The sequence below is a fragment of the Rhodococcus sp. 15-649-2-2 genome (assembly GCF_002258645.1).
Lineage (GTDB): Bacteria > Actinomycetota > Actinomycetes > Mycobacteriales > Mycobacteriaceae > Rhodococcoides.
In genome coordinates, this window is the sequence record NZ_NPFM01000016.1 from 293,904 (window position 1) to 312,293 (window position 18,390).

Annotated in this window: 19 protein-coding genes; 14 read left to right on the forward strand and 5 right to left on the reverse strand. The window is 64.2% G+C overall.

All coding sequences use genetic code 11. From position 1 onward, the window contains the following. Positions 1-42: 42 nt before the first annotated feature. A complete protein-coding gene (locus tag CH305_RS09095) occupies positions 43-1,338 on the reverse strand; it encodes an ABC transporter substrate-binding protein (protein WP_032401573.1) in 1,296 nt (431 codons plus the stop codon). A gap of 211 nt (positions 1,339-1,549) precedes the next feature. Between CH305_RS09095 and CH305_RS09100 the strand changes: the two genes are divergently transcribed. From CH305_RS09100 to CH305_RS09140, 9 genes are all read left to right on the forward strand, one after another. Further along, complete coding sequence (locus tag CH305_RS09100; protein ID WP_094703442.1) at positions 1,550-3,583, forward strand: beta-galactosidase; 2,034 nt, start codon at positions 1,550-1,552, stop codon at positions 3,581-3,583. Continuing rightward, on the forward strand, positions 3,583-4,398 hold the full coding sequence (locus tag CH305_RS09105) for a DeoR/GlpR family DNA-binding transcription regulator (RefSeq protein ID WP_032378862.1): 816 nt from the start codon (positions 3,583-3,585) through the stop codon (positions 4,396-4,398). Before CH305_RS09100 ends, CH305_RS09105 begins: the two co-directional genes overlap by 1 nt. Then, positions 4,385-5,530, forward strand: a complete 1,146-nt coding sequence (gene galT, locus CH305_RS09110; RefSeq protein ID WP_094703443.1) for a galactose-1-phosphate uridylyltransferase — start codon at positions 4,385-4,387, stop codon at positions 5,528-5,530. Before CH305_RS09105 ends, galT begins: the two co-directional genes overlap by 14 nt. Next, on the forward strand, positions 5,527-6,693 hold the full coding sequence (galK, locus tag CH305_RS09115) for a galactokinase (RefSeq protein ID WP_094703444.1): 1,167 nt from the start codon (positions 5,527-5,529) through the stop codon (positions 6,691-6,693). The genes galT and galK overlap by 4 nt, the downstream gene beginning before the upstream one ends. Before the next feature lie 21 nt (positions 6,694-6,714). Beyond that, positions 6,715-7,806 (forward strand): ABC transporter ATP-binding protein, encoded by a 1,092-nt coding sequence (locus tag CH305_RS09120; RefSeq protein WP_094703445.1) that lies wholly within the window; start codon positions 6,715-6,717, stop codon positions 7,804-7,806. 35 nt (positions 7,807-7,841) lie between these two features. Next, complete coding sequence (locus CH305_RS29025; protein WP_179278235.1) at positions 7,842-8,333, forward strand: GNAT family N-acetyltransferase; 492 nt, start codon at positions 7,842-7,844, stop codon at positions 8,331-8,333. Between the two features lie 101 nt (positions 8,334-8,434). After that, a complete protein-coding gene (locus tag CH305_RS09130; protein ID WP_094703447.1) occupies positions 8,435-9,439 on the forward strand; it encodes an ABC transporter substrate-binding protein in 1,005 nt (334 codons plus the stop codon). Then, positions 9,436-10,362 carry a hypothetical protein gene (locus CH305_RS09135; RefSeq protein WP_094703448.1) on the forward strand — a complete coding sequence of 309 codons (927 nt, stop codon included), beginning with the start codon at positions 9,436-9,438 and terminating at the stop codon, positions 10,360-10,362. Before CH305_RS09130 ends, CH305_RS09135 begins: the two co-directional genes overlap by 4 nt. A 37-nt stretch (positions 10,363-10,399) precedes the next feature. Further along, the gene (locus CH305_RS09140) at positions 10,400-11,230 is read left to right on the forward strand and encodes a MerR family transcriptional regulator (RefSeq protein WP_094703449.1); all 831 of its coding nucleotides are present in this window, start codon (positions 10,400-10,402) and stop codon (positions 11,228-11,230) included. Here CH305_RS09140 and CH305_RS09145 read toward each other — a convergent pair. Both CH305_RS09145 and CH305_RS09150 read right to left on the reverse strand, forming a co-directional pair. Continuing rightward, positions 11,218-11,400: a hypothetical protein gene (locus CH305_RS09145; protein WP_230592311.1), complete on the reverse strand. Its 183-nt coding sequence runs from the start codon at positions 11,398-11,400 to the stop codon at positions 11,218-11,220. The genes CH305_RS09140 and CH305_RS09145 overlap by 13 nt on opposite strands. A gap of 38 nt (positions 11,401-11,438) precedes the next feature. Continuing rightward, positions 11,439-12,071, reverse strand: a complete 633-nt coding sequence (locus CH305_RS09150; RefSeq protein WP_032401568.1) for a DedA family protein — start codon at positions 12,069-12,071, stop codon at positions 11,439-11,441. 135 nt (positions 12,072-12,206) lie between these two features. Between CH305_RS09150 and CH305_RS09155 the strand changes: the two genes are divergently transcribed. Genes CH305_RS09155 through CH305_RS09165 form a run of 3 tightly spaced genes read left to right on the forward strand, consistent with a single transcriptional unit; the run spans position 12,207 to position 14,898 of the window. Next, positions 12,207-13,481: a sensor histidine kinase gene (locus CH305_RS09155; protein WP_218828578.1), complete on the forward strand. Its 1,275-nt coding sequence runs from the start codon at positions 12,207-12,209 to the stop codon at positions 13,479-13,481. After that, positions 13,472-14,128 (forward strand): response regulator transcription factor, encoded by a 657-nt coding sequence (locus CH305_RS09160; RefSeq protein WP_094608999.1) that lies wholly within the window; start codon positions 13,472-13,474, stop codon positions 14,126-14,128. The genes CH305_RS09155 and CH305_RS09160 overlap by 10 nt, the downstream gene beginning before the upstream one ends. Then, on the forward strand, positions 14,125-14,898 hold the full coding sequence (locus CH305_RS09165; RefSeq protein ID WP_094703450.1) for a DUF4097 family beta strand repeat-containing protein: 774 nt from the start codon (positions 14,125-14,127) through the stop codon (positions 14,896-14,898). The genes CH305_RS09160 and CH305_RS09165 overlap by 4 nt, the downstream gene beginning before the upstream one ends. Before the next feature lie 34 nt (positions 14,899-14,932). On the opposite strand, the gene CH305_RS09170 is transcribed toward CH305_RS09165, so the two are convergent. Continuing rightward, complete coding sequence (locus tag CH305_RS09170) at positions 14,933-16,153, reverse strand: FAD-binding domain-containing protein (protein WP_094703451.1); 1,221 nt, start codon at positions 16,151-16,153, stop codon at positions 14,933-14,935. 42 nt (positions 16,154-16,195) lie between these two features. Further along, complete coding sequence (locus tag CH305_RS09175; protein ID WP_179278236.1) at positions 16,196-16,483, reverse strand: FmdB family zinc ribbon protein; 288 nt, start codon at positions 16,481-16,483, stop codon at positions 16,196-16,198. Between the two features lie 140 nt (positions 16,484-16,623). Between CH305_RS09175 and fmdA the strand changes: the two genes are divergently transcribed. Together fmdA and CH305_RS09185 are read left to right on the forward strand one after the other, a co-directional pair. Then, positions 16,624-17,877 carry a formamidase gene (fmdA, locus tag CH305_RS09180; RefSeq protein ID WP_094703453.1) on the forward strand — a complete coding sequence of 418 codons (1,254 nt, stop codon included), beginning with the start codon at positions 16,624-16,626 and terminating at the stop codon, positions 17,875-17,877. Positions 17,878-17,919: 42 nt separating this feature from the next. Further along, positions 17,920-18,390, forward strand: coding sequence for a hypothetical protein (locus tag CH305_RS09185; RefSeq protein ID WP_256983630.1), 471 nt, complete (start codon positions 17,920-17,922; stop codon positions 18,388-18,390).

The following is an 18,390-nucleotide window of genomic DNA, read 5'->3' on the forward strand; positions in this document are numbered from 1 at the left end:
GAGGTCGAGTGAATGATGGGGGCCGAATCACACTGCGCACGATCATGTTCCGAACACCGCCGACTTCTGGCGCTCGATGCTGCGGACCAATCCGTCGACATCGTTCGGGTTGCCGATGAACTGTTGCAGAGCCGGGATCATGACGATGGACGCGAAGTCGGGTCGGGTGTCGCGGTCGAAGAACTGAGTGATGGATCCGGCGTTCTGCACGAGGTCTGCCGATTTACGCACCAGCGCAGGGAAATCCGACAGGTCGGCGTCACGGTGTGCGGGGATGGCCTGCGGATCCTGCTTCGCATAGGCCACTGCAGGCTCGGGTCCGGTGAGGAAGGTCAGCAGCTTCTCGGCAGCGGGACGGTTGCGCGGATCGGCGCGCATCATGAAGCCGTCCATCGGTGCCTCGACCGCGGAACTGCCTATGGCGGAGTCGAGTTCGGGGAAGGGGAAGAAGTCCAGATCGTCGCGCTCGGCCCCGGCGGGGAAGCTCTGTGCGACGAACATGCCGGCGACCAGGGACCCGACGCTCTTGTTGAGCAACGCCGTCTGCGCATCGGCGATCTTGCGGCCCAGCGGCTGCGGTTGATGGAACGGCAAGAGCTCGCGCCAGGTGTCGAACACCGTGCGGACGCGGTTGTCGGTCCAGCTGACATCACCGGCCAACAGGGTGCGGTGGAAGTCGACGCCGTTGAGACGGAGGTTCAGGTAGTCGAACGTCCCCATCGGTGGCCAGCCGTCACGGGCACCGAAGCCGATCGGGGTGATGTTGTCGGCCTGCATCTGCTTGTTCAGCGCGACCCATTGGTCGTAGGTCTTGGGCGGTTCGTATCCGCGCTCGGCCCACAGGCTCGGCCGGTAGAACACTGCCCAGGGGTAGTAGAAGAACGGAATCAGATATTGGTTGCCGTCGGATCCGGTCGAGTTCTCCTTGAAGCTGTCGCTGTATCCGCCGCCGTTGCTCGCCCACACATTCGAGACGTCCTCCACCAGACCCTTGTCTGCGAAGTACTTCATTCGGTAGCCGCCCATCCAGGTGAACACGTCGTCCGGCGTCCCCTGGAGGTAGTTGTTGACGTTTTCCTGGAACGACGTCGAATCGACGGTGTTGACGCGGATGTCGCCACCGGTCTGTTGCCGATACATGGCAACGAAGTCCTCGACTCCGACCTTGGAGTTCTTGTCCGACAGCCGCGAGCCGAGCGTGACCGTGTTGGGATCGAGACTGCTCGAGCACGACGACAGCACGCCACCGGCGGTCACTGCGCCGGCGGCAACGAGCGCTGACCTGAGGAAGTCGCGCCGAGACGGCTGCCACGTACGCGGCCACTCGTGTGGGTTCATGAGAATCCTTCGCCGGAAAATGTCGATAACGATCAGAAATGAACATCCACGATGTTGAACGATGTGCGTTTACTGACCGTTCGGGGTGATGCAGGTTACAGAAACATGACTCGGCAGCGTCTGTCAAGCTCTTGGTGGTCCCTTCACCTGCGTCAGTGGGAAAATGTTCATTCATGTTGACATCTGAGAGCTGCTCGTTCATATTGTGAGCATGGACACAGCGCGACGTAGCACCTGGCCGACCCGGGGAATTTCTTTCGGAGGCGATTACAACCCCGAGCAGTGGCCCGAGGACGTGTGGCATCGCGACGTCGAGCTGATGCACGAGGCCGGTGTCGACTTCGTGACCGTCGGTGTCTTCTCCTGGGCGCGCCTCCAGCCGACCGCGACGACGTGGGACTTCGAGTGGCTTGATCGGGTCATGGACCTGATGCACCAGGGCGAGATTCGGGTCGATCTGGCCACGGCTACCGCGTCGCCCCCACCCTGGTTGGCCACGGCCTACCCGCAGATGCGTCCGGTCGACGATCGCGGCTACCGGTACGCCATCGGAAGTCGTCAGACGTGGAGCCCCAGTTCCACTGTGTACCGAGAACATTCACTCGCGCTGGTCGAGAAGATGGCGCACCGCTACGGTGAGCACCCCGCGCTGGCGATGTGGCATGTCTCCAACGAACTCGGCTGCCACAACGCCCTGTGCTACTCCGACGACAGTGCCTACGCGTTCCGGGAATGGCTCAGCGCCAAGTACATCGACCTCGAGACCCTCAACACCGCCTGGGGCACCGACTTCTGGAGCCAGCGCTACAGCGACTGGGACGAGATCGTTCCTCCATCGGTGAGCACCACGTTCGGCAACCCGACTCACCAGCTCGACTGGCGACGCTTCTGCTCCGACGCACTGCTCGAGCAGTACCGCGCCGAGAAGGCCGTGCTGAATCGCGTCACACCCGAGATTCCCGTGACCACGAACTTCATGGTGGGTATGGGACAGGGCCCCGCGCTCGCCGGCAACATGGACTATGCGTCGTGGGCCCCCGAGCAGGACATCGTCTCCACCGACCACTACCTCGTCGGACCCGAAACAGGCGACGCCGCAGCACATCACAAGCTCTCGTTCTCGGCCGATCTCACCCGTGGCGTGGCAGGCCGTCGACCATGGTTGTTGATGGAGCACTCCACCAGCGCCGTCAACTGGCAGCACATCAACCGCGCCAAGGTTCCCGGCGAGATGATGCGTAACTCGTTGGCGCACATGGCTCGCGGAGCAGACGGTATCGCCTACTTCCAGTTCCGTGCCTCCAAGGCGGGTGCGGAGAAGTTCCATTCGGCTCTGGTTCCCCATGCCGGTGAGGACTCCGCCCGCTGGCGCGAGGTCGTCGAGCTCGGCGCGGCTCTGCGTCGCATGGCCCCGGTGGCAGGCAGCACCGTCGATGCTCGGGTTGCCGTGCTCTTCGACTGGGCCTCGCAGTGGGCGTGCGAGCAGGAGGGCCATCCGTCGATGGCGATGCAGCCCATGGAGATTGCTCGACGCGCACATCGCGGATTCACTTCCGCGGGCGTGACCTGCGACGTCGTCCCGTCGTCGACGGACCTGAGCGATTACGACGTGATCGTGGTTCCGGCCCTCTACCTGTGCAGCGACGAGACCGCTGCGCGGATAGCCGACGCTGCCGAAGCAGGTGCGCAGGTGCTCGTCACTGCGTTCTCGGGAATCGCCGACGAGGACGATCACGTGCGACTCGGCGGCTACCCGGGTGCCTTCCGCGAGCTGCTCGGGGTCCGAGTCGAGGAGTTCTTCCCGCTCGCCGAGGGCGAGACCCTGATTCTCGACGACGAGACCCTCGGGGAGATCTGGAGCGAATACCTCACTGCGTCCGAGGATGTCGAGGTCCTCGCGCGGCATACGCAGGGCCACTTGCGCGGAGTTCCCGCGCTGACCAAGCGCGCAGTCGGCTCCGGCGCTGCCTGGTACGCGGCCACCGTCCCCGACGCGGCGGGCTGGGCCACGCTGGCCGACAAGCTCTGCGCTGCAGCAGAAATCGATACCCGACGCGACCTCGGATCCGATGTGGAGATCGTGCGACGATCGGCAGGGGAGCAGTCCTGGCTCTTCGTACTCAACCACGGGAGCGACAAGGTCAGCGTGCCGGCCACAGGTACAGATTTGGTCGGTGGGGCACAGGTCGACGGTGAGCTGATCGTGGCCGCAGGCGGCAGCGCAGTGATCGCCGAGACCCGCTGATGCTCGCCCATCAGCGTCAGCAGAAGATCCTCGACCAGGTGACGGCCTCGGGCGCAGTCAAGGTCGCCGATCTGGGTGCAGCGCTGTCGGTGTCGGACATGACCATTCGACGCGACATCAACGAACTCGTCGCCCGGGGTCTGGTCGAGCGGGTGCACGGCGGCGTCACGCTCCCCCGATCGGCGAGCGTGTTCGAGCCAGGCTTCTCTGCCAAGTCGGAACTCGATCGCGACGCCAAGGCCGCCATTGCGAAGGCCGCTGCGCGGTTCGTGCGGCCGGGGACATCCATCGGTATCTCGGGCGGCACTACAACGCATGCGCTGGCTGAGGAACTGCTCGACGTCCCGGACATCACCGTCGTCACCAATTCCCTTCCTGTTGCCGATCTGTTTCACACCGGCGGCCGGACGGATCAAACCGTGTTGCTGACCGGCGGGGAACGCACGCCTTCCTACGCGCTGGTCGGTCCGCTCACGGTCAGCGCATTGCAGAGCATTCACCTGGACATGCTGTTCCTCGGGACGCACGGGGTGGACATCGAATCGGGGCTCACCTGCCCCAATCTCATGGAGGCACAGACCAATCAGGCGCTGGTGGCGTCGTCCCGCCGCGTCATCGTGCTGGCCGACCACACCAAGTGGGGTGTCCGTGCGCTCGCCAACACCATCCCGCTCTCGCGCGTCGACGTGTTCGTCACCGATGCCGGACTCGACTCCGGCGTGCAGGACGCGTTGTCCGAGGTGGTCGACGACGTGGTGATCGCCGGAGGCCCTGTCGACACGAACGAGGAACGAGTACTCGATGACCGCGCATGACGCTACGACGCACGCACTGCGCAAGACGTCGACCACTCTGGCCGATGGTCGAGAGCTGATCTATTACGACGACACCGAGCCGTATGTGTCCGGTGGAGCCACCCGCGACCTGGTAGATACTCGTGCCCTCGCGCCGTCGATGTCGCAGTCGCAGATGCGATTCGACGTTCTCACCGGCGAATGGATCGTCATCGCCGCTCAGCGGATGGACCGGACGTTCTTGCCGCCGGCCGACGCGTCGCCGCTGGCTCCGAGCCTACCGGACCGGCCGGCGACGGAAATTCCGGCTGCGGATTACGACGTGGTCGTGTTCGAGAACCGATTCCCGTCACTATCGGAAACTGCTGCACAGCAGACGCTTCCGACAGAGGTGGACGGTGAGGCGCTGTGGCCGCTCGCGCCCGGCACCGGCCGCTGCGAGGTGATCTGTTTCGCCAGCGATCCAGATGCTTCTTTCGTCGCTCTGGAGCTCTCCCGGGTCCGCACCATCATCGACGTCTGGGCCGACCGCACCGCTGCGCTCTCCGCGATCCCCGGCGTGCAGCAGGTCTTCTGCTTCGAGAACCGTGGCAAGGAAATCGGTGTCACGCTGACGCACCCGCACGGTCAGATCTACGCCTACCCCTACCTCCCGCCCCGGACCGATGCGCTGATGCGACAGTCTCGCAAGCACTTCGAGAACACCGGACGAGTACTGCTGGCCGATGTCCTCGCTGCCGAACTGCGTTCGGGTCGACGCATTGTCGTCGACGCCGAGCACTGGGTCGCCTACGTCCCTGCAGCGTCGCGGTGGCCGGTCGAGGTTCACCTCGCCCCTCGTCGCGATGTGGCGGACCTCGCCGAGTTGAACGATGCCGAGCGTGACGAACTGGCCGAGGTCTACCGGCATCTGTTGCGCGGAGTCGATGCGTTCTTCGAGGGTGTGGACGAGGTGCCGTACATCTCGGCGTGGCACCAAGCTCCCGTGGGAGCCGGCCGCGAGCTGGGACGGCTTCACCTGCAACTGTTTTCGATGATGCGCTCACCGGGTCGGATGAAGTTCCTGGCTGGATCCGAATCGGCGATGGGTGCGTGGGTCAACGACACCACGCCGGAACGGATCGCCGATCGACTGCGCGAGGTTCTCGGATGACGTGGCTCGATGTCGTCGCCGAGGAAGATCTCGCCGACGGGGCCGCAGCGCTGTTTCGCAGCGCGTTCGGCGGTGAACCCGATGGCGTGTGGATCGCTCCGGGCCGAGTCAATCTGATCGGTGAGCACATCGATTACGCAGGCGGTCTCGTATTGCCGTTCGCGTTGCCGTACGCCACCGCGGTCGCGGTACGTCGTCGCGAGGACACGGTGATGCGCGCCGTGTCGACACACACCGACGAGTCGTGGACGGGTGAGCTCGCGGAAATCGGCCCTGGCACACCGTCGGGATGGGCCGCGTACGTGGCAGGCGTGGCCTGGGCGCTACAGGAGCACGGGATAGGCGGAGTCGATGTTGCCGTGCACTCCTCGGTGCCGGTGGGTTCGGGCCTGTCGAGTTCGGCAGCCCTCGAGTGCTCGTTCGCCCTGGCACTCAGCGAGTTGTTCGATCTGCAGGTCGATCGAAACATTCTGATAGACGCCAGCATTCGAGCCGAGAACGAGATCGCCGGTGCGTCGACGGGCGGCATGGATCAGAACATTGCGATGTCGGCTCAGCCGGGACACGCGCTGCTGCTCGATTGTCTCGACGGGTCGACGCGTCAGATTCCCCTCGACCTCGATGCGTCGGGAACCAGGCTGCTGGTGATCGACACCAACGCACCACATCGGCTGGTCGACGGTCAGTACGGAGCGCGTCGGAAGTCGCTCGACACCGCGTACGCCGAATTGGGGGTCACGACGCTGCGCGGCCTCGATCTCGAGCAGACCGCCTCGCGCCTCGTCGACGACACTCTGCTCTCCCGAGTTCGCCACGTCATCAGTGAGATCGGGCGGGTGGAGCAGGCAGCCGAGCTACTGGACCGCGGTGCCGCAGGCTCCGAACTCGGTGAGTTGATGACGGCCTCGCACGTGTCGTTGCGAGACGATTACGAGGTCAGCTCTCCGGAACTCGACAGTGCCGTGGACGCAGCGCTTCGCGCAGGTGCTCATGGGGCTCGCATGACCGGCGGAGGATTCGGCGGATCGGCCATTGCCCTGGTGCCGTCGGACATCGTCGACGCCGTGGTGGTCGAGATCGACTCCAGTGCAGCACGAGCCGGACTGCCACAGCCCACATTTCTCCGTGCCGAGCCCGCCGGCTCCGCGCATCGATTCTTCTAACCTCTACAAAGGAGCACTCCCATGGCACAGGTCACGTACGAAGGAGCGACCAAGCTGTATCCGGGATCGGATGTCGCAGCGGTCGAGTCGTTGGATCTCGCTATCGAGGACGGCGAATTTCTCGTTCTCGTCGGCGCGTCCGGCTGCGGAAAGTCCACCTCGCTGCGCATGCTCGCCGGGCTGGAGGACGTCGACTACGGTGCCATCAAGATCGGTGACCGCGACGTCACTTCATTGGCACCCAAGGAACGTGACATCGCGATGGTGTTTCAGAACTACGCGCTGTACCCGCATATGACCGTCGCGAAGAACATGGGCTTCGCGCTGCAGATCGCCGGTATGGACAAGGCAGAGGTGGGCCGACGCGTCGAGGAAGCGGCGAAGATTCTGGACCTGACCGACTACCTCGGCCGTAAACCCAAGGCGCTCTCCGGTGGTCAGCGTCAGCGCGTTGCGATGGGCCGTGCGATCGTGCGGAACCCGCAGGTGTTTCTCATGGATGAGCCGCTGTCGAATCTCGACGCCAAGCTACGTGTCCAGACCCGCACACAGATCTCCTTGCTGCAGCGCAGGCTCGGCACCACCACGGTGTATGTCACCCACGATCAGGTCGAGGCCATGACCATGGGCGATCGGGTGGCGATCATGAAAGCCGGTGTGCTGCAACAGTGCGCCAGCCCGAAGGAGCTCTACGAGCGCCCGGTCAATGCGTTCGTTGCAGGCTTCATCGGCTCGCCCGCGATGAACCTGTTCGAGGTGGACGTTGTCGCCGGTGCCGCGAAAATCGGATCGCTGACGGTGCCCATCGAGCGATCGATTGCCGACCGCATCGACGGCAGCCGCGTGACGATGGGCGTGCGACCGGAAGCGTGGACGCTGTCCGATTCCGGTACCGACATCGTCGTCGACGTCGTCGAGGAACTCGGTGCAGATGCCTACATCTACGGCCGCACCGTCGAGGACGCGTCGAATCTCGGCACGCTGGGGGCGCAGATCATCGCCCGGATCCCCGACATCGCGACCCCCTCCCAGGGAGACGTCATTCGAATTGCCCCGCGCGCCGAGACGGTGCACTACTTCTCGACGAAGACGGGATTGAATCTGCGCCCCTGAGCTGGTGGACTGATCAAAAACGGAGGCGGGTATCTGTGACGGTTCACTCGACACTGGCCGCTCCGACGGTCGACCTGCGCGAAGCTTGGTTGGAAGCGCACAGCGATTGGGGTCCGGGCCTCCACGAGGACGGGTTCGGCTTGACCGCAGATGACGATGTCGCCACCGAGCAGGGTTTCTCGGACTGGATCGATCGGCTTCGGGGCGACACGATGTGCACCTATCGCTGGATGGTGGAGGGCGAGCGAGTGCTGGGCGGAATTGCGCTGAGGCACGGCACTGAGAAGGACATCGAGCGGTTGGGTCACCTCGGGTATGGGGTGCGGCCGTCGGAACGTGGCCGTGGAGTTGCTACCGGAGCGCTCGCCGACATGCTCGAAGTGGCAGCGAGTCTTGGCTTCTCGGAGATCACGGCGGTGTGTGAGGTCGATAATTGCGCGTCCATCGCGACACTCGAGCATGCCGGTGGTGAGCTACTCGACCGCCGCGTGGCGGAGGTCAGATATCGAATCAGCGTCGCGCGCTGACCATCGACCCTCGATTCTCGGTAAGGCGGACACCCCTGGCATCGCATCCGCGATGGTAAGGTTAGCCTTCACTATTGGCTGGTTGCTCGAGGAGCCCACACATGACAATCACGTTGCCGTGCGCAGTGCCCGCCCCTTCTGTCGAGGCCGCAACGCGGCGTGAATTCTTGACTCTGCTCGGCGCAGCAGGGCTGTTGACTGCATGCAGCGCTACGGGGTCCGCCGAGAATTCGGCACCGACGACGCGGTCGTTCACTGGTGCCTTCGGCGAGGTCGACTACCCGCTGTCGCCCGAACGGTTGCTGGCGATCTACGCGACGGACACCGACATGGCGTTGACGCTGGGCCTTTCGGTCGCCGCGGCATATGCGACGTCGAGCGGCGGTGCCTTTCCCCCGTACCAGGCGTCACGCCTCGAGGGTGTGAAGTCGTTGGCCACCTATCCACCGAACTTCGAGGAGATCGCCGAACTCGGTCCCGATCTGATTCTGCACACCTCGGCCAGCTACAGCGGTGCGGAGGAATATGACACTCTGTCTGCGATTGCGCCGGTGTTCTCGCTGCCCGAGGAGTTCTCCGACGGCTCGGGATGGCGCAATCAGCTCCGACTGATTGCCGACGCATTCGATCGAGCCGACATTGCCGACCGCTTCATATCCGAATACGACGCGCGAGCAGCAGCGGTCGCGGAGCGCATGTCTGCCCGCTGGAACGGCGCTCGATTCGCGTACGTCGGACCGATGGATGCGGGAGTGTTCTACATCGCGCAGGCGAACATGCAGACCAATCAAGTTCTGCACGAGGATCTGGGCCTTGCCTTCGCCGATGCCGTACCGCCCGATGTCGAATCGCGTCGCTCCGACATCTCGTACGAAGAGATCGGCATGCTCAGCGACGCAGACATCATCGTTCTGCGCGTCAACCCCGTCGAGGGTGGAGTCGAGCCGAATCTGGCGCAGAGTGCCGGCCTGATCCAGTCGCCGCTGTGGCAAGCGTTGCCTGCGGCCCGCGCGGGCAACGTGTTCACCATCGACGGTGACCTGTTCTACGGCTCGCCGCTCACTGCCCAGGCCAACCTCGACTGGGCCGAGGCCAACCTGCTGTGAAGGTCGGTTCGATTCCGTTGGTTGCCGAGACTCCGCAGGCATGGCTCGAGCAGCACCTCGTAGCTCGGCAGACTCGCCACGACGACGGTTTCGAACCCGCCGACGAACGGCAGTGGGTCACCATTGCCGACTTACTCGACGACGACGCCCGTCTTCTCCGGGACGTGCACGCCCGGATCATGGTCGAGGACGGCGCGTCGGCGGCAGCCGCAACCAAGTGGGTGGCCTCGTGGTTTGCGGGACGCCTTGCCGACGCGGTCGGTTACGTCTTCGCCGCGGGTCATGCTGCGGTGCTGGTGCGTGCCGACTTTGTGAGGTTCGGTCTCCATCCCGACGGCTGGGCTCAGCTGATCGACTTCGGCAGCTCCCCGGTTGCCGTCGTCGACGGTCATCCCTGGGCAGGCCAGGCAGGGATACACGTCGTGGGCGACGATGATCGATTGGCCGAGATGGCCGTCGAATCACTCGTTGCGGCGTCGGAACCTGTTCTCGATGCCTGTCGCGGCCTGGGCAAAGTGGGCAGGGCCGCGCTGTGGGCCGAGATAGCCGACGAGTTCGGACTCACCACGCTGCACCAACTCCACGTGGGACCCGATCCAGATCTGATCGCTCGCGTGCGGCGTGCCCTCGCCGCCTCTGCCGCGCCATGGCGCATCACGCCCGAGATCAAGCTCGTCGACCATGTCGGTGGACCGAGCTACGTCGGTCGTAAAGGCGGCTGCTGCTTGGCTTTTCAGAGCACACCGGGCGAGGCCGGCGTGGATGCGGAGCCCGATCCCCGGCTCGATGCCTATCGGCGGAGATTTCCTCCCGAATCGCAACATCTTCGTTACTGCTCGACTTGTTCGTTGCGCGAGTTCGACGACTGCGCCGATCGGCAGTTGTTCTGGCTGGATCAGGAGCGCTCTGCGCGAGAAGCTTGACCCTCACACAGTGTGAGAGGGGATCGTCTTCAGGGTCATGTTCAGCATTGGAGAGTTCGCATCGATCGGCCGGGTCTCGGTTCGGATGCTTCGGCATTACGACGAGATCGGGTTGTTGACGCCGGCGCGGGTGGATCCGTTCACCGGATACCGCTCGTACGACGGCTCGCAGTTCGAGGTTCTGGGACGCATTCTCATGTTCAAGGACCTCGGGTTCCGGCTCGACGAGGTTACGCAGATCGTGCATGCCCAGGTCAGCGACGGCCGTCTACGCGAGATGCTTGCCGCCAAGCGCGATGACGTCGCCCGTCGACTCGATCTCGACGCCGCTCGGCTGCGTCGCATCGATGCGCGGCTCTCTCACACCGAAGGGATTTCGATGATCACCGTGGACACCAAATCGTTGCCGGCCACTCGCATCGCTGCCGTCACCGAGACCGCCGCCGGGTTCGGGCCCGCAAATATCGGCCCGGTCATCGGCCCGATGTATGCCCGACTCGCTCAGACGCTCGACGGGCACGGCGTGACGTTCGGCCCTTCGTCGATCGCCATGTACGAGGCCGTCGAAGACGGAGACGGCACGGGCATCACCGTGCACGCCGCGTTCGAGGTGGGGCCTGAGGTCGTGGCCGGCGAGGGATACGAGGTACGGGAACTGCCGCCGGTCGATCTGGCTGCCACGACCGTGCACCACGGGTCGATGGCCACGATCGGTGAAACGTGGGAGCAGTTGATAGCGTGGATCGAGGCCAACGGCTATGAGCTCTCAGGCGTCTGCCGGGAGTTCTACCTGGTGTCGGAGCCGCAGCCGCAGGAGAACTGGGTTACCGAACTCCAGCAGCCGGTGGTCCGACGTCAGGATGCCTGAGCGAGCTCGACGAGCGCGGTGCACTGGCAGCCGCCGGTGACTTCTTCGCACTCGAGCACCAGGAAGTGACGGACGTACTCGAGGTCCACGCAGTCCGGCTCCGTGCACTCCGCACCGCCGACCGCGTGGATCACGAGTGTGCCGTGGCAAGTATCGAAGCTGGTGGACACGCGAATTCCCTTCTGTCGTTTCTTCTACATCCTTGATATCACCGGGCTCCGACAAGTTCGGGAGAAGACCAGCGTGTTCGACGCCTGAGCTGGGTGACAACCACGACCGTCACGGCCGGAATCCAGGCGTATCCCAGAGCCGTCCGGATGGCTGTGTGGTCGCCCAGCCATGCGCCGACACTCACCAACGCGGTGGCCCAGACCCCGGCCGCGACGAGACTGATCACCGCGTATTCACGCCGTCGCAGGGTGGTGGCAGCAACGAGTCGAGGGGCGATGGTGCGGATGCCTCCGACGAGATGGCCTGCGGCCGCCACTGTGCGTGGTCGTGCTTGTGCCGAAGCAGTCACTCCGCGGACCACCCGGGTCAGCGTGCGCGGCAACGCGGATTCGATCCGGCCCGACCCGAGAATCGTCTTGCTGCGGCGACTGCGCCAGAGCGCCCACTGAGCTCCAGTGCTCGACGCCACCGCCGCAGTGACGACAGCGGGAAACCACGGTACGACGTCTATCGATGTCAGTACTCCGAGCGTGATCGGCACACTGTTCCCGGGCGTGAAAAGACCGAGCAGAGAGCCGGATTCGAAGGCCAGCAACACGACGACACCTGCGAGGACGACCCAGACCGGCACGGTCGAAAGGCGATCGACGTCGAATAGGTTGAAGTTCATACCCGTCGAATATTCTCGCCCGCAGAGCGGGAAACACCACGGTCGTCCCACCGATCGATGGTAGTGCGTGCCCTACCATGCGCCGTGGGTTCACAGTGGGGACAAGTCGACAGGCGCCCACTTAGGCTGATCCGCATGAACGAGGCACTACCGATTCCCCTGAATCCGCTCAGGGCCTGGATATCTCCGAACTGGTGGCTGGCGCTGGGCTCGCTGCTTGCGTCGATGCTGGCCGGCCTCGGCGGCTGGATGATCCTGGGCCTGCTGGTACTCGCTGTGTGCGCACTCCCGTTTGCGCTGAGCGGAGTGCTGGTCTTCGCGCTGACGATAGTGGTGCTTCGATGGATGGATATCGCCGCTCGAGCCGGAATCGGTTTCACCAGGGGTATCGCCATCGCGGGACCGGCGGTGACCGTCTATCCCACCAGCTGGCGCAAGCTCGTCTGGTGCGTCCGCGACGTCGGACTATGGAAGTCGTTGTGCTACTGGCTTGTTCGCATTCCGATCTCGGCTGTCCTGGTGTTCCTGCTGCCCGCGCTCTTTCTGGTTCTCCCCGTTCTCGCAGCGGCACCGTTCGCGTGGATCGTGACGAACCCGGTCGGTAATCAGCTCGAAATCGGTGATCGGGTGGGCTACCCGCTCGTCGCACTGGTCGGCGTCGCTGCCCTGGCCACTTTCGTTGCGGGATTGCCCTTGCTGGTGACCGGCTTGGCGAGACTCGACTGGTGGAGTGCCGCAGCGCTTCTCGGACAGTCCGAATCGAGTAGGAGGGTGGACGAGCTGACGGTGAGCCGGGCACGGGTCGTCGACGCCGCAGATGCCGAGCGCCGCCGCATCGAACGCGATCTGCACGACGGCGCCCAACAGCGCCTGGTCTCGGTGGCGATGTCACTGGGGCAGGCGAAGTCGCGCGTCTCTGCGGACGACGATGCGGTGCTGAAGGAACTGCTGGACGACGCTCACCGGGAAGCCAAGAATGCGATCGGCGAGATCCGAACCCTCACCCGTGGTCTGCATCCGCCGATCCTGACCGACCGAGGACTCGATGCGGCACTGTCGTCTGTCGCGGCCCTGTGTTCGGTGCCGGTGACGATCGAGGTGGACCCGGCTCTGTCCGGGCCGCAACGACCGGACGCCACCGCCGAAGCGACCGTCTATTTCGTCGTCTCGGAGGCCCTGACCAACGTCAGTAAACACGCGAGCGCCGGCCGCGTTCGAGTCGACGTCACGAGGAGTGAGTCCGCTGTGCATGTGAAGGTGGTCGACGACGGTTGCGGCGGTGCGCATATCGCTCCGAACGGAGGCTTGGCCGGTCTCGCGGACCGACTCAGCGGAATCGACGGCACCCTGTCGGTCATCTCACCGACCGGCGGCCCGACAAGTCTGGAGGTGAGCATCCCGTGCGAGTGATCATCGCCGACGATTCGGTTCTGTTGCGAGAGGGTGTCGCTCGACTGCTCACCGACAGTGGAGCCGACGTCATCGGCAAGGTGGGCGATGCGTCGGAGTTACTTGCTTCGATGTCTGCTGCCGACCCGCTCCCCGACGTGTGCGTGATCGATGTTCGGATGCCGCCCACCTTTCTGGACGAAGGTCTGCGCGCGGCGTTGGTCATTCGCCAACGATGGCCCGCCGTAGGTGTTCTCGTGCTCTCGCAGTACGTGGAGGAACGGTATGCGGCCGAGTTGATCCGGCAGAGTACCGACGGCGTCGGGTACCTGTTGAAAGATCGTGTCGCCGATGTGGACGACTTCGCCGACGCCGTGCGGACGGTTTCGGACGGCGGTACCGTCATCGATCCCGAGGTGGTGCAGCAGATTCTGGCACGCGCACCGCGATCGGATCCTCTCGATTCGTTGACGCCGCGGGAACGAGAAGTGTTGACGGCTATGGCCGAAGGTAAGTCCAACGCCGGCATCGCGGCCGCGCTGGTGGTCGGTCAGGCAGCCGTCGAGAAGCACATCGGAAATATCTTCGCCAAGCTCGGTCTGCTCGGCGACAGCGCTGATCATCGCCGCGTCATGGCCGTTCTACGATACCTGGGAGCTATTCGATGAAGAAAGTGTTGTGGCGCAACATCGTTGCCGTGTCGGTTGCCGTAGTTGTCGTGGGCACCGCCGGTGCAGCTACGACGGCAGCGATTGCATACGGCTTCACCACGCCGAAGATGCAGTCTTTCGACTACACCGAAGACCATGCCGTGTCCGGGAACAACCTTGCTTTCACGACGAGGTTTGCCCATGTGACGGTGTCGATGAGCCCCGATTCCGATGTGCACGTCCGGGCCGACGGGTCCTACCGGGGAGATATCCCGACGGTCGATATCAGTGACGACGGATCGAAGATCGCGGTGGAATGTTCGTACCGAGATCGTGGCAGCTGCGACGTCGATGTCGAGCTTCGGATTCCCGCGGGGTCGATACTCGATATCAACGGAATGGCGGGCGATGTCGTTCTCTCGAACGTGGATGCGCAGACATCGGTGACAACCGCGTCCGGGGCGGTGATCGCTCGTGGTTCCGCAGGAACCCTGGATGTGACCACCCGATTCGGTGATGTGGACATCACCGACGCGGCGGTGTCTGCGATCGAGGTCGACACGACATTCGGGCAGGTCGTTCTGGACTCGCGAGTTCCACCGGATTCGGTGCTCGTGCAGAACACGATGGGAGACAGCACGATCCAGCTTCCGGCGGCCGAATTCTACGACGTCGATGCGTCGTCGGAGAAGGGGGAGGTCGAGACGGACGTGGTCGACGATCCGAGTTCGCCGCGATCGGTGTCGATCACCAGTGAGGAAGGCCAGATCTCGGTGCAGCGTAGATAGTTCCAGTCAACGGCTGCTGTTCGATGGCTGCTGTTCAATGACTCCGACGCCATGCGCTGAACGAACGGACCGAGGATGTGGTGGGACGCGTCAGCCAGGGCCATGGATGCAACTCGACCGGGGCGATGGCGTCGGCGATGCGGGAGAAGCCGGGAACGGGTGCCCAGGTGGCGGCCAGCGATCGTCCGGAGAGCTCGTCGGAGACTCGGCCGCGACGTACCTCCAACGCTCGGGTCGACGCGATCTCGCCGAGTGTCTCGGCGAGAAACACCAGTCGCTTGCCGGAGAGTCGCAGTCTCCGCAGGAGTGGTTCGTCGAACACGAAGACGGCAGGTCGCTCGGGATTCGCAGCCAGTGCTGGGTCTGCGGTGCCGAGCGATTCGGCCGTCAGCCAGACCTGTTCTGCACCATCGCCTTCCATGTGTGCCGGGCCCGCGGGAATCGGAGCCTTGTTCAGATCAGGCCCGTCGACCGTCGGCCCGAGATCGTCGTCGGGCCAATTCTCGATGGGGCAGGCATCTTTCAGCGCGCAATTGCGGCACAGCGACGGGGCGCGCTTGTTCACCTGCCATCGGCTGAATCCGTAGACCTTCCCACTTCCGGTACCGACGGTCCACTGCCAGCCGAGGCGGTTCGCGGCACGAGAGCCGTCGAGCAGGTGGGCGAACATCTCGTCCTCGCCGTCGCGCCACGTCGCTCCGGCACGGACTGCCCACTGGGAGGCCAGCCACATGCGTGTTTGGTTGACCAGCCAACCGTCCTCGTGCAATTCACCCACCACCGAAGACATGCAGTTCATCTCCTCGGCCCAGGGCTGCGCCGTCCAGTTCTGCTGCCGCGGTTGCTCACGCCGTAGCGAACGCCCCAAGTCGGTACCGACTCGTGCGTAGAGATGGCGGGCGTACTCCTGCCACATGAGCTCGTCGCGGTACCGGGAACGGTCGCGTGGGGGAGCGTCGGCGACCGCGTCCCAGACTTCTCGAAGCGTCAGCAGCCCGTGGCGAATGTACGGCGACATGCGGCTTGCACCGCGGCGATTCACCGGGAGGACGGTGCTGCGGTCGCGGGCATAGCCGGTGATGTCCAGCCCAGCCAGGGCGGTATCGGCAGCGGACTGCCCGCCGCGGATGCCCCCCGCCGTGATGCCATCCGGCCCCTCGCGCGTCAGATCACCCAGATACTCGGCAACCCAGGCGACGACATCGTCGGTGGCGGCGCCGTCGGCGATGGACGGGGGAGGGGGTAGCTCGGGCATGCCGTCGGACTTCCCCGTCGGCCCGGAAGGGAAACGCAGCTGTCAGGGGCGGGGCAGGCGGCGGTGGAGCGGGTTCGATGTCGTCCTGGTTGCGGATCGGCCCGCGGCCGGCAGAGACGAGACGACGGCAGGCTTGTCCGCGGTGGCGCGTGAGGCGTCGTGTGCCTTCATTGCAGCGCTGTTTCCTCTGCCGAGGGCCGGAGAATAGATCTGTCGTGCAGCTGCCTCGCCACAGTCAGGGCACGGCACCTCGCCGGGAACGTCGGCCATGGTGAATCTCTGCTCGACGGGGGCGCAACGCTGTGCGCAGCGGAAGCTGTAGGTGGGCACGCATCCGAGAGTAGCGCGAGGTGCCGAATCAGTGGCGTTCCGGCGCAACGTCATACAAGATTTACACGGCATATCGAGCCGGATACTTCACGACGGTGCAATGATCGAGGGAGGAGAATCCGCGCAACCGGAGGTGTCCAGTGCCCGAACTGCTGTTTCCGCTCGACTCGTCGAAGAGCTTCACCGAACAGGAGATCGTCGGCCACAACCGATGGCATCCCGATATCCCGGCGGCGGTTACGGTCAAACCCGGCACGTCTTTTCGAGCGCATTGTCGCGAATGGTTCGACGGGGCCATCCGCAACGACGATTCGGCCGAGGACATCCTGAATGCGCCGCTCAACAACGTGCACACGCTGTCCGGGCCGTTCCATATCGAGGGAGCCGAGCCCGGTGATCTGTTGATCGTCGATATTCTCGACGTCGGTCCGATCCCGCAGGAGGATTCGGGTCCGCTGGCCGGCCAGGGCTGGGGTTACACGGGCATCTTCGCCAAGCAGAACGGCGGCGGGTTCCTCACCGATCGATTCCCCGATGCGTACAAGGCGATCTGGGATTTTTCCGGGCAGACCACTACATCTCGCCACGTCCCGCACGTGAAGTACACCGGAATCACCCATCCCGGCCTGATGGGGACCGCACCCTCGGCGCAATTGTTGGCGAAGTGGAACGCTCGTGAAGGTGCGCTGATCGCCACGGACCCCAACCGTGTCCCGCCGCTGGCTCTCGCTCCCGAACTCGATGGTGCGATTCTGGGATCGTTGAGCGGCGACGAATTCTCCCGCGTTGCAGGCGAAGCCGCGCGGACGGCACCGCCCCGCGAGAACGGCGGAAATCAGGACATCAAGAACCTCACCAAGGGCACCCGCGTCTTCTATCCGGTGTTCGTGCCGGGGGCGAAGCTGTCGTTCGGAGACTTGCACTTCTCGCAGGGAGACGGGGAGATCACGTTCTGTGGAGCAATCGAAATGGGCGGCTTCATGGACCTGCACGTCGACCTGATCAAGGGTGGCATGGAGACCTACGGGGTGAGCGAAAACGCGATCTTCATGCCCGGCAACACTGCACCGCAGTACTCGGAATGGATTGCCTTCTCGGGCATTTCGGTGACCGTCGACGGTGAGCAGAAGTATCTGGACTCCGACCTGTCGTACCAAAACGCGTGCATGCACGCGATCGACTACCTCACCAAGTTCGGCTACAGCCCCGAGCAGGCGTACCTGCTGCTGGGCTCGGCCCCGATCGAAGGACGCCTGTCCGGGGTGGTGGACATACCGAACTCCTGTGCCACCGTGTACATCCCCACTGCGATCTTCGATTTCCCGATCGCGCCCTCGGCAAGCGGTCCGTTCCAAATCGACCCGGGAATGGGAGCGCCGAGAGCGCAGTTCTGATCTACTTCGCTCGAGATGTCGCAACTGTGGATGCTGGAGGACATGGAACCGTGGCCTGACGAGCCTGCCGTGGGCGCGGTGTTCACACCTACGACGTACTGGGCGTCACCCGAGCAGATGGAACTCCCCGCGGAGGTGTGCACCGAGGTGCCGGCTCGGGTCGAGGCCGTGGATATCGACGGCAGAACTGAGTGGGTGGCTCATCTCGGCGACGGCTTCACCACGATGATGAGCGACAGTGCCGTGGTTGGTGACGTGGTGCTGCGTGGTTGCTTGGTGTGGGACAGGTATCTGTGGTTGGACTTCAAGACAAGACCGCAGGGCAGTCTCCGCATCCTGGATCGGGCGGGTCTTCTCGTGCAACGTGAGGAGTGGACCGCCACGCGACACCCGGGCATGTTCAGCGTGACGTACAGCGGTGCGCTCAAGTATCACCAAAGGGATTCAGGACCTGCGGGATTCGGGGTTCGATGGAAGGCATCGATTGTCGAGACTGTTACGCCGGATAGTTGA